Origin of the sequence: Synechococcus sp. W55.2, assembly GCF_047461635.1 — a bacterium.
Lineage (GTDB): Bacteria > Cyanobacteriota > Cyanobacteriia > Thermostichales > Thermostichaceae > Thermostichus.
The window spans coordinates 68,151-80,034 of record NZ_JANSHM010000002.1 but is presented as its reverse complement, the minus strand read 5'-3'; the positions used below and the strand labels follow the sequence as shown (position 1 = coordinate 80,034).

The window sequence follows — 11,884 nt, the reverse complement described above, 5'->3', positions numbered from 1 at the left end:
GGTGAAGAGGATGGTCTTGTGGGTTCCTCCTGCCGATGGCTGAAGTTGTCCCCCCGCCAGAAGCCCTGCCCACCTTGGATCGCTGGTGGGGATCCCTGCGGCAGCCGCAGGCGGAACTGCCCCCGGCAGTGGTTCACCCTTCTTCCGCTCGTTTGGGCAGCCAATCCTGGGATGCCGATGTGGTGATTGCCGGCGGCACCTTGGGGATCCTTCTGGGGGCGGCTTTGGCCAAGCGGGGCTGGCGGGTGATCCTGCTGGAGCGCGGGATCCTGCGGGGTCGGGAGCAGGAGTGGAACACCTCACACCAGGAGCTGCAGGTGTTGTTAGAGCTGGAGCTGCTTACCCCGCCCGAGTGGGAGGCAGTCCAGGTTACCCACTACCCGAGGGGGCGGATTGGCTTTGGGGAGGGCCCCCACTGGTGGGTGGAGGGAGTGCTGAATGTGGGCGTGGATCCAGTCAGCCTCCTGGAGTTCCTCAAGCAGCATTTCCTGGCCTGGGGGGGCCAAGTGTGGGAGCAGACTGCCTTTCAAAGTGCCACCGTTCACCCCGATGGGATCTGCCTCCAGACCACCAAGGGACAGATCCGTGCTCAACTGCTGGTGGATGCCATGGGGCACCGCTCCCCCATCGTGGCCCAGGCCCGCCAAGGGCAGCCGCCGGACAGCGTCTGTCTGGTGGTGGGATCCTGTGCCCAGGGGCTGCCCGACCAACCCACGGGAGATCTCTTCTACAGCTTTACCCCAGCCCAGAACGGCTACCAGCCCTTTTGGGAAGCTTTCCCTGCCCGCGATGGGCGCACCACCTATCTTTTTACCTACTGCGACCGGGATCCCCGGCGGCCTAGTCTAGAGCAGCTCTGGCGGGATTACTGCCGGCTGCTGCCAGCCTACCAGGGGGTGGAGCTGGCCCAGATCCGCTGGGTGCGCAAGCTATGTGGCGTTTTCCCCGCCTACCGCCGCAGCCCGCTGCAACTGCCCTGGGATCGCCTATTGGCGGTGGGGGATAGCAGTGGCAGCCAGTCGCCTCTAAGCTTTGGCGGCTTTGGCGCCATGTTGCGCCACCTGGATCGCCTACAGCAGGGGATCCACGAGGCCCTGGCGCAACGGCAGTTGAACCAGGCAGCCCTGGCCCTGCTGCAACCCTACCAGCCCAACTTGGCCGTGACCTGGCTATTTCAGAAGGCCATGATTCCCCCTCTGCAGAACAAAAGTTGGGATCCCAATAGCATTAACCGCCTGTTGAGCAGGGTGTTTGCGGCCATGTTTGCCGCCGGCCCCCAGGTGGTGCAGCCCTTTTTGCAGGATGTGGTGCAGTTTGGCGGCTTGGCCCAGGCCCTGTGGGGGGTGACGCGTCGGGATCCCAGCTTGGTAGCCAGACTTTTGCCTCGGTTGGGGTTGCCGGAGCTGGTGGCATGGGCGGGCCACTTTGGCGCCCTTGGCCTCTACGAGCTGCTGCAAAGGCTAACAGATCGCCCGGAGCCGGAAACCAACCCCCAGGACTACTTCTGGAAGCGGCGCCGCGAGGCTTGGCGCTACGGCTGCGGTCAAGATTACAAGTTATTTCCATAGTGATATCGAAACATTGTCAATGTGATTCAATGTGATCAAGCTCACCATTACGTTTCATGACGTTTGATATCCATAGTGGAAGAGTTGGGAATTCTTTATCCATCCACTTGTCAGTGTAGGAGTTAGCCATGGTTATTCTCGACTGCAGCGATGCAGACAGTGGCTTCTGGGCTTCGACTCCTCAGGGTTTGGTGGAGGTGATCAAGTTTCAGAATCACTTCTACGCCCGTCGGCAAGTGTACAAACGCGCCCAAGACGCGATATCTGCCTGTCGCGCCGACATTGAAAGGGGATTTCTTAGCATTGTGGTGCAGTTTGAGAATCACGCGGAAGTGTGGGCTCAACTGTCGCCGGGCGTACCCGTGCAGTCCCAACCAGAGGCTGCTCCTACGGGCAACCCTGCCGAGCCCAAGCTGACCTATCGCGGCCAACCGGTGAGCAAACCTTCCCGAAATCCCAGCCTCGCCCGCAGTCCCTTGCCTGACTCCCTCTATTTCCGCGGCGCGAAGATCGGCTAGACCGTTTCCGTTTGCCAGGTCTGGAGCGGTCGAGATTTCCCTTCTGGCCGCAGCCATCTGCGTTAGCGGTGCAAAGCACCATAGAGGCCCACCCCATAGCCCAGTACCTCAACCGGATCCCCTTGGCTTTCTGCCGGCAGTTGGGATCCCTTTCCCAACCACTGGGCCTCGTGGCTATCCAAAAGCTTCTCCCAGGTGCCGCCGGGCCAATGGGCATAGGTGACCGCCTGATTGGGGCTGAAGTTGAAAAGGGCAAGCAAAGCCTGGGATCCGTGGCGGCGGTGCAGGGCAAGGCCAGCGCCCGAAAACAGCTCCACTTCCACTCCATCCCGCTCCAAGTGCTGGAGAGCCGGTTGGGTTTTGCGCAGCTGGATCAGGGCCTGGTACCACTTCCAGAGAACCTGGTGGTGACCGGCCTTTTTCAACTCCCAATTCAGCTTGGAGCGCAAGAAAGTCTCTTCAGCTTGGGGATCCGGCGGCTCTCCCTGCCAGGCAAAGGCGCTGAACTCGCGGCGGCGTCCCTGTCGTACCGCTTCCACCAGGTCGGGATCCCCGTGGCTGACAAAATACAGAAAGGGGGCCACTTCCCCATACTCTTCCCCCATAAACAGCAGCGGCAGCATGGGAGCTAGCAGCAGGGCAGCGGCAGCCAATTTGAGGCCCTCGAAAGAGGTGAGCTGGCTAAGGCGCTCTCCCAGCCTGCGGTTGCCCACCTGGTCGTGGTTTTGAATGCAGACAACAAATTGGGATCCCGGTCGCCCAACAGCGGAGTTGCCGTGACGCCTGGCGCGGTAGCAGGAGTACTGGCCAGAATAAACGTAGCTCTCCCGGTAAGCCTTGGCCAGGTGCTCCAATTCGCCAAAGTCCTGGTAGTAGCCTGTCTTTTCCCCGGTAAGCAGGGTGTGAAGTGAGTGGTGGAAGTCATCGCACCACTGGGCATCTAGCCCGTAGCCCCCTTGCTCTCGGGGAGTGATGAGGCGGACATCGTTGAGGTCGCTTTCGGCAATGAGAACCCTGGGCCGGCCAGTGCGAGCTTCTAGGGCATCCACCTGCTCTGCCAATTCCTGCAAGAAGGGGTAGGCGCTGAAGTCGTAGATGGCATGCACCGCGTCCAGCCGCAGCCCATCGAGATGAAACTCCTCCAGCCAGTACTCGGCGTTTTGTAGGAAAAACTCTCGCACGCCGTCAGAATAGCGGTCGTCGAAGTTGAGGGCATCCCCCCAAGGGGTGTGGTACTTGTCGGTGAAGTAGGGGCCAAAATCCCGCAGGTAGTTCCCCTCCGGCCCCAGGTGGTTGTAGACCACATCCAAGATGACGGCCAGGCCCTGCTGATGGCAGGCGTTCACCAACGCTTTCAGGCCCGCTGCTCCCCCATAGCTAGTCTGCACGGCATAGGGATAGACGCCGTCATAGCCCCAGTTGCGCTCCCCTGGAAACTGGGCTACCGGCATCAGCTCCAATACGTTGACCCCCAGCTCCACAAGTTGCGGCAGGCGAGGAATGATGGCGGCAAAAGTGCCCTCCGGGGTAAAGGTGCCCACGTGCAGCTCGTAGAGGATCCACTGGGAGAGAGGGATCCCCTTCCACCCCTGATCCTGCCAGTCAAAGTGGGGATCCACCACCCGCGAGGGGCCATGGACGCCGTAGGGCTGGCAGCGGGAAGCGGGATCTGGCCGCTCCACCACCCCCACTGCGGTGTGCAGGCGGTAGAGGTAGTCCACCGGCCCAGGCGGGATCCCCTCCACCTCCCCCTGCCAGTAGCCCTGCTCATCTTGGGTCAGAGGGATGAGCCGTCGGACGGGGCTAGTCAGCTTTAGCTCGACTCGTTCAACCAAAGGCGCCCAAACCGAGAAGCGATAGCGGCCCTCGCCCAAGGGATAGGCGCCAATTCGTCCAACTGGGGAACGCGGAAGCACGAAACCTGTCTGCACAACTCGGCTTCTACTATAGCGAGGCTTGCCCCCCGGCGGTTTTAGGCTTCTGCCATAGTGGAATTGACCTTTTGCTGCTCCGTCTCTATGCTCAACTACCCTCCTAGCTATCCGGATCCCACCGTTGTCGACATCTACCACGGGCAGCCGGTGCCGGATCCCTACCGCTGGCTAGAGGATCTAGATTCGGAGCGGACGCGGGCCTGGATTGAGGCGCAAAACCAGCTTACCTTTGACTACTTGCAGCGAATCCCGGCGCGGCAGCGGCTCCTGGAGCGCCTAACCCAGCTCTGGAACTACGAAAAATACAGCCAGCCTTTCAAAGAAGGGGGCCGCTACTTCTACTTCAAAAACGACGGCCTGCAAAACCAGAGCGTTCTCTATACCCAAGAGAGCCTGGAGGCCGAGGCCCGGGTTTTGCTAGATCCCAACACCCTTTCCGAAGATGGCACCGTGGCCCTTTCGGGCATTGCCATCAGCCGCGATGGGCGCTACTTGGCCTATGGCCTCTCCCGCTCCGGCTCCGACTGGCAAGAATGGAAGGTGCGGGACATCGAAACCGGCGAGGATTTGCCGGATCACCTCCGCTGGGTCAAGTTTTCCGGGGCGAGCTGGACGCTGGATGGGCAAGGATTTTTCTACAGCCGCTACGACGAACCGGCCCCCGGCAGCGAATACGAAAGCGTCAACTACTTTCAAAAGCTCTACTACCACCGCCTGGGCACCTCCCAGGCAGAAGATGTTTTGGTCTATCACCGCCCCGACCAAAAAGAGTGGGGCTTTGCCGGCGGGGTTACTGAAGATGGGAATTACCTCATCATCTCCGTCTGGCGGGGCACGGATCCCAAAAACCTCATCTTCTACAAAGACTTGCGGGATCCCCAGTCTCCTGTAGTAGAGCTCATCCGCGAGTTTGAGGCCGAATACAGCTTCGTGGGCAACGACGGATCCTGCTTTTGGCTGTTGACGGACTGCCAAGCTCCTCGGCGGCGACTGGTGGCGATTGACTTGGAGCAGCCCGACCAGGTGCAGGAGGTGATCCCCGAGGCGGAGGAGACCCTCCAGGGGGTTAGCTTGATCAACAATCAGTTTGTGGCCTTCTACCTCAAAGACGCCCACACCCAGATCAAGACCTTTGCTTTAGACGGTAGCTACCTAGGAGAAATCCCGCTGCCCGGGCTGGGATCCGCCAGCGGCTTTGGCGGCAAGCGCTACGACACCGAGACCTTCTACACCTTCACCAGCTTCACCACCCCACCCACCATCTACCGCTACGATTTCACCAGCGGCACCAGCACCCTGTTCCGTCAGCCCCAGGTGGATTTCAATCCCCAGGCCTACGAGGTGCAGCAGGTGTTCTACACCAGCAAAGATGGCACCCGCATCCCCATGTTTCTTGTCCACCGCCGCGGCCTGGCTCGGACAGGGGATCACCCCACCCTGCTGTATGGCTACGGTGGCTTTGGCATCTCTCTTACCCCCAGCTTTTCAGTGGGCCTGGTGGCCTGGCTGGAGATGGGAGGGGTTTACGCCCAGCCCAATTTGCGCGGCGGCGGCGAATACGGGGAGGCCTGGCACCAGGCGGGCACCAAGCTCAACAAGCAAAAGGTGTTCGACGACTTCATCGCCGCGGCTGAGTGGCTAATAGCCCATGGCTACACCAACCCCTCCAAATTGGCCATCTCTGGTGGCAGCAACGGCGGCCTCTTGGTAGGGGCTTGCCTGACCCAAAGGCCGGATCTCTTTGCGGCAGCCCTGCCCGCCGTGGGGGTGTTCGACATGCTGCGCTTTCACAAGTTCACCATCGGCTGGGCCTGGATCTCGGAGTATGGATCCCCGGAGAACCCGGAGGAATTCAAGGCCCTCTACGCCTATTCCCCTCTGCACAACCTCAAGCCCGGCACTGCCTATCCCGCCACCCTGATCACCACCGCAGATCACGACGACCGGGTGGTGCCCGCCCACAGCTTCAAGTTTGCCGCTGCCCTGCAGGCAGCCCAGGGGGGATCCCAGCCCATCCTCATCCGCATCGACACCAAGGCAGGGCACGGGGCCGGCAAGCCCACCAGCAAGCTGATTGAGGAAGCTGCCGACCGCTGGGCCTTTTTGGTGCAGGTGCTAGGGATCCCCTGGGACGGAACGGGAAGTTAGCGAGCTCTAGGACCCAGGCCCACCCGACCGGCATAAACTGCCGCTTCCCCCAGCTCGTCTTCGATGCGCAGCAGTTGGTTGTACTTGGCAATGCGCTCGCTGCGGCAGAGGGATCCGGTTTTGATCTGCCCGGCACGGGTGGCCACCGCCAAGTCGGCAATGGTGGTGTCTTCCGTCTCGCCAGAGCGGTGGCTGATGATGGTGCGAAAGCCGGCTTGAACTGCCAATTGGATGGCCGAGACGGTCTCCGTCAGGGTGCCGATTTGGTTGGGCTTGATCAAAATGGCGTTGGCGGCGGCGCTGTCGATACCCTTTTGCAGGCGGGTCAGGTTGGTTACAAACAGGTCATCTCCCACCAGCTGTACCCGGGATCCCAGTTGAGCGGTCATGGCTTGCCAACCGGCCCAGTCTTCTTCCGCTAGCCCATCTTCAATGGAAAGGATGGGATAGTTGGCCAGCAGTTGCTGGTAGTAAGCCACCATATCAGCCGCGCTGTGGGCTTTGCCCTCAAAGTGATATTGCCCATCCTGCAGCAGCTCGTTGGCGGCCACATCCAAGGCCAAGGCGATATCTGCTCCCGGTTTGTAGCCTGCCTGTTCAATAGCCGTCATCAGCAGATCCAAAGCCGCCGCATTGGAGTCGAGATCAGGAGCAAACCCCCCTTCATCCCCCACACCGGTGGACAGCCCCTTCTGCTGCAGCACTTGTTTTAGTACCGCAAACACCTCAGCCCCGTAGCGCAGCGCCTCGCGAAAGCTGGCCGCTCCAATGGGCACAAGCATAAATTCTTGAATATCGACGTTGTTGTCGGCGTGGGCGCCGCCGTTGAGCACGTTCATCAGCGGCACCGGCAGCAGGTTGGCAAAGGGCCCCCCCAGGTATTTGTAAAGAGGCAAGCCCACTGCTTCCGCAGCCGCTTTGGCTGTCGCCAGAGAAACTGCCAAAATAGCGTTGGCCCCCAGGCGGGACTTGTTGGGGGTGCCGTCCAGGTCGATCAGCAACTGGTCAATACGGGCTTGGTTGAGGGCATCTTCTCCCTGCAGCTCCGACTGGATGGGGCCAAGGATGTTTTCCACCGCCCTCAGCACACCCTTACCGCCGTAGCGTTTGGGATCCCCGTCCCGCAGCTCATGGGCCTCGAAGGTACCGGTCGAGGCACCGCTGGGAACCTGCGCCAAGCCCGTTGCTCCATTGGCTAGACCCACCAGGGCTTCTAGGGTGGGACGCCCTCGCGAGTCGAGGATCTCATGGGCGGTAATCCACTCGATGGCTGTTTCCACAGTTACACCTCAGCAATTGGCTAGATAGCTCTGGCCAAAGCCAGATCCCCCCATAGACTAGTGGATTCTTGCCCGCGATCCGGTCAGCTTCCAGAAAACTTTAAGTCTGTCCTTCGGGCACAGAGATTCTTCAAGGCTGCAGCAGTAGATTGAACATAGGCCGGCCAGAGCTTCAACCAGCCGTCGAGCGGGGTTTGCCTGGGCAAGGTGCTGCTCAGGAAGTGTTCTCCTCTTCCTTCTAGGCAAAGCGATGGCTCAGCCGCATCGGGTCGTGTACGGTGATCTTCTTCTTGTGAATGGAGATGTACTTCTTCTTGCGCAGCTCTCCCAACAGGCGGGTGATGGTGACGCGGGTTGAGCCAATGGCCTCGGCAATGGCCTGGTGAGACAGCTTGAGATCGATGGTGACCCCATCTGGGCCAGGCACCCCGAAATCGCGACAGAGGATCAACAAAAAGCTGACCAGACGGGATCCCATGTCGCGATGAGCCAGCGTCTCGATCATCATCTCCGTTTGCAAAATGCGGGACGACAGGCTTTTAACCAGCAACATGGCCAGTTCGGCGTTCTCCTGTAGGGATTTCTCCACCTGCTCGATCGGTAGAGAGAGTAACTCGGTAGGTGTAAAAGCCACCGAGTGATAAAAGCGGTCGGAGCGCTGTCCCGTGATAAAGGAGAGCACGCCGAAGATGCTGTTTTCGCGCAGGAGGGCAACGGTGATTTCCTCTCCCATTTCGTAGACCCGCGAGAGCTTAACGGCTCCCTTTACCAAAAAGTAAACCCGCTCCGCCGGATCCCCTGGAAAAAAAATGGTCTTCCCGCGCTCGAACGTTTCGATAACCGGAGGATGGTGAGGGCCTCCCAATTGCTTGAAGGCTGTGATCAGAGATTTTTCCGCTACGGCCACCGCCATACTCATCAACCTTTTAAGGTCAGTTTATACCTAAGATCAACCTACTAAGATCAATCTAGAAGCATTAGGCTAGGTTGCAACCCATTGACTTCAGAATCTACGAGGATACCAAGATTTACCCTAAAGTAGAAGGTTCTGCCTAGGTATCTTTGTAGCACGCGCTACATTTTTAAGTCTCGTTGCTGCTCTCCAGCCAAAGGCAGAGGTTAGGATAGGAGCCATTGCCGCTGGGGGCTGCGCCAGCCCTTGGCAGTAGAGGGTAGGGTGGGTTCTATGGGGATCCCGGAGGTTACTGGTGCTGCACCTTCTCAACTGAGCCGCCAGCATTTCACAGTGCGGATGCCGGATCCGGCCAATCACCTGCTGGAGGTGGAACTGCAGATCCAAGAGGTGGATCCAGAGGTGCCTTTGCGGCTGCGACTGCCGGTGTGGACGCCGGGATCCTACCTGGTGCGGGAATATGCCCGTCATGTGCAGGAGTTTCAGGCGGCAACTGAGCAGGGGATCCCTTTGGACTGGCGGAAGGTGGACAAGAACACCTGGCAAATCGATCCGCCGGGTTCTTCTGCTGTGAAGGTGTGCTACCGGGTCTATGCCTATGAGCTGACGGTGCGCACAAACCATCTGGATTTGACCCACGCCTATTTCAACGGGGCAGCGCTGTTTCTCTACGTGCCCGGTCGCGAGCGGGAACCTTACACCTTGACGGTGATCCCCCCCCAGCCCGATTGGCACATCGCCACCAGTTTGCGGCCCTTGACCTCTCCTTCTGAGGATCCCACTTCCGGCCAGTCTTTTGTGGCGGAAGACTACGACGAGCTGGTGGATAGCCCGGTGGAGGTGGGCCTGCATCGGATGCAATCGTTTGAGGTGGAAGGGATCCCGCATTACCTTGTGGTTTGGGGGTCGGGCACTCTGGATGTCGATCGGGCCGTTGCCGATGCCAAGGCCATTGTCGAAACCACAGCCGCATTTTTTGGTGGGCTACCCTATGACCGTTACTGGTTTATCGTGCATTTGTCGCCGGGAGGATTTGGTGGCCTTGAGCACAAGTACAGCACCACCCTTCTTTACTCTGGGCTAGAGCTGCATCAGCCAGAGTCCTATCGTCGGTTTTTGGCTCTGATGGCCCACGAGTTGTTTCATGCCTGGAATGTCAAGCGTCTGCGTCCGCTGGCATTGGAAAAGATCGACTACAACCAAGAAAACTATCTGGAATGCCTGTGGTTTTGTGAGGGAGCGACCAGCTACTACGAAAATGTCATCTTGTTGAGGGCAGGGATCCTCAGTGCCGGCGATTTTTTAAAAGTTCTTTCCGAACAGATTGGTCGCTTGCAGCGTACTCCGGGCCGGGCCGTGCAATCGCTGCGGGAGTCCAGCTTCGACACCTGGATCAAACTCTACCGCCCCCACGAAAACACCCTCAACAGCCAGGTTTCTTATTACTTAAAGGGGGCTTTGGTCTGTTGGCTGCTGGATCTGCACATTCGCCACCTTTCCGGCGGTCGGGGATCCCTGGATACGGCTTTGCAGGATCTGTGGCAGCGCTTTGGTCGGTCAGAGAAGGGCTACAGCGACCAAGACTTGCGGGAGGCGTTTGAGCGGGCAGCCGGTGCCGATCTTGGCCGGTTTTTCTCCGCCTATGTGGAAGGCACGGAAGAGCTGGATTACAATGCCTACCTACATCCTTTTGGCCTCACCCTCAAAGCCCAATTCAGCCGCCCCAACCCCAGCCCTTACTTGGGCCTCAATTTCAACGGCGAGGGCAATCGCATCAGCGCAGTGGAGATGGGATCCCCGGCGCAAAAAGCAGGCATCTGGGCCGGCGATGAGCTGGTGGCCCTGGATGGGTTCAGGGTGAGCGCTGCCAACTTGGCGGAACGCTTGACGGCCTATCAGCCCCACCAGATCATTTGTTTGAGCGTTTTTCAAGCCGATCAGTTGAAACATTTCTGGATCCCGTTGGATCCCCCTCGGCCTGATGTCTATAGGTTGGAGGTGTTGCCTGAACTGACTCCTGCTCAAGAAGCTCTTCAGCAAGGCTGGCTGGGATCCCTTGTCGGCGCCCAGCTTCGGTCAGAGGCAGGTCCCCATCTGCTTGAAAATTCACCTATCTCCTCCTAGCATGTTGAGGCAAGCAGGTAATCCAGTTAACTGGAAAGAAAAGTAACAGCAGCAGAGGACAGGAGTATCTGATGGACTTAGTTTTGGTTTTATTGATTGGGGCAGCTGTTGGTTTCTCGGTAGGCATTTACGTTGCTCGCCAGTATGGGGCCAGTCCTAAACTGGAAATCTGGAAACGAGAGATTTTCAGAGATATATCTTCGCAGCTAAGCCAACACAGCCAAAAACTCAACGACCCGGACAAAGCACTCATCAAGTTGAGCGAAGGATTGGTAGACAAGATTTCTCAAAAGTTACAGGAAAAGTTACAGGCCGTCCAAGCTACCCTTGAAGAGTTTAAATTTCGCCTTGCTGACAGCCAGCAAAGCTTGCTACAGGACTGGGTCAGAGACCTTCTACAAGCTATATCTGTAAAGTTGGCCGAACATGGCCAGCAACTGAACAATCAGCTAGCTATTCTGGAAAATCTAGTGGAAGAGGCCAAAGATATTTATCGGCAACTACGGGTTACTATTCAAAGTTCTCATGGATCCGAGATATGCCCAACTGCAAATCAGGACTCCCAGAATGAGCAGGTTACTCAGGTCATTGGTAAAGCACCAGATCCTGAGACACCAGACGAAGTACTAAGAGACAAGGATGGGACAGCTACTGTTGATATATCAAAGATAGAGTCGTTCTTAAACTCAAAAAACATAAAGATAAAAAGCATAGCTGTGGGAGAGAAAGAGGGAAAGCTAGACCAAATAGCTACCTTTATGGGCAGCCGATACTCTTTTATCAAGAGATTTTATGGAATGGTTAAGTCAAATATGAATAGCGGCAGTTCTTTCTCCCTAAACCTTAGAGACGAACCTCCACAAGTAATCAGTTTAACTTGCAAAGTTGCTAAGGAGTTACACGGCATCGCATTTTTGGAAGAGTACAGATACTCTAAGGCACCCAAATGCCTCTTGGAAGCAAGACCCAGTAGGTCGCCTCAGGCGCTGAATTTTCTGGCAGGGAACTGGCTGGAAAGATATGTTAGGGGCACGCTGATCCGCCTTGTTGCGGCTCACACCAAAAAGATCAGTTTCTCTTACGTCGCGAATGCCCAAGTTACTTTATCGAATGGAGCCGATTTTGAGATGGATCTTTTCTTCCATATCAATGATAAATTCTACTGGGTGGAATCGAAGACAGGTGGGTACCAAGATAAAATACGGAAATACTCCGAAATCGCTGATGAACTCGGTCTTCAGGGAAGCCAAGCTTTCATAGTTTTAACTGATGTTAGTCAAGATACAAGAAGTAGTCTATCTTCCCTCTATCACCTGTCAGTGATTGGCGTCGATGAGGTTGAGTCTACCTTTGATGGGATCCTGAAAAGCCATCTCTGAAAGTCTGAAAAAGTCCCCAA

The 11,884-nt window shown here is 57.5% G+C and carries 8 protein-coding genes; 5 read left to right on the top strand and 3 right to left on the bottom strand.

The window, feature by feature from the left end:
- Positions 1-35: 35 nt before the first annotated feature.
- Together NW828_RS01055 and NW828_RS01050 are read left to right on the top strand one after the other, a co-directional pair.
- Positions 36-1,568, top strand: a complete 1,533-nt coding sequence (locus NW828_RS01055) for an FAD-binding oxidoreductase (RefSeq protein ID WP_414380917.1) — start codon at positions 36-38, stop codon at positions 1,566-1,568.
- Between the two features lie 128 nt (positions 1,569-1,696).
- On the top strand, positions 1,697-2,086 hold the full coding sequence (locus NW828_RS01050; RefSeq protein ID WP_414380916.1) for a hypothetical protein: 390 nt from the start codon (positions 1,697-1,699) through the stop codon (positions 2,084-2,086).
- A gap of 62 nt (positions 2,087-2,148) precedes the next feature.
- Here the strand turns inward: NW828_RS01050 and treZ are convergent, their stop codons facing one another.
- On the bottom strand, positions 2,149-4,002 hold the full coding sequence (gene treZ / locus NW828_RS01045) for a malto-oligosyltrehalose trehalohydrolase (protein ID WP_414380915.1): 1,854 nt from the start codon (positions 4,000-4,002) through the stop codon (positions 2,149-2,151).
- 102 nt (positions 4,003-4,104) lie between these two features.
- Here treZ and NW828_RS01040 point away from each other — a divergent pair, with 102 nt between their 5' ends.
- Entirely contained in the window at positions 4,105-6,168 is a 2,064-nt protein-coding gene (locus NW828_RS01040) for a prolyl oligopeptidase family serine peptidase (protein ID WP_414380914.1), read from the top strand.
- Here NW828_RS01040 and eno read toward each other — a convergent pair.
- Complete coding sequence (gene eno / locus NW828_RS01035; protein ID WP_011434092.1) at positions 6,165-7,448, bottom strand: phosphopyruvate hydratase; 1,284 nt, start codon at positions 7,446-7,448, stop codon at positions 6,165-6,167. The two genes, NW828_RS01040 and eno, sit on opposite strands and share 4 nt — an antisense overlap.
- A gap of 238 nt (positions 7,449-7,686) precedes the next feature.
- The gene (ntcA, locus tag NW828_RS01030; RefSeq protein WP_011434093.1) at positions 7,687-8,361 is read right to left on the bottom strand and encodes a global nitrogen regulator NtcA; all 675 of its coding nucleotides are present in this window, start codon (positions 8,359-8,361) and stop codon (positions 7,687-7,689) included.
- A 273-nt stretch (positions 8,362-8,634) separates the two neighbouring features.
- Between ntcA and NW828_RS01025 the strand changes: the two genes are divergently transcribed.
- The gene (locus NW828_RS01025) at positions 8,635-10,485 is read left to right on the top strand and encodes a M61 family metallopeptidase (RefSeq protein WP_414380913.1); all 1,851 of its coding nucleotides are present in this window, start codon (positions 8,635-8,637) and stop codon (positions 10,483-10,485) included.
- 71 nt (positions 10,486-10,556) lie between these two features.
- Complete coding sequence (locus NW828_RS01020) at positions 10,557-11,864, top strand: hypothetical protein (protein WP_414380912.1); 1,308 nt, start codon at positions 10,557-10,559, stop codon at positions 11,862-11,864.
- Positions 11,865-11,884 lie beyond the last annotated feature (20 nt).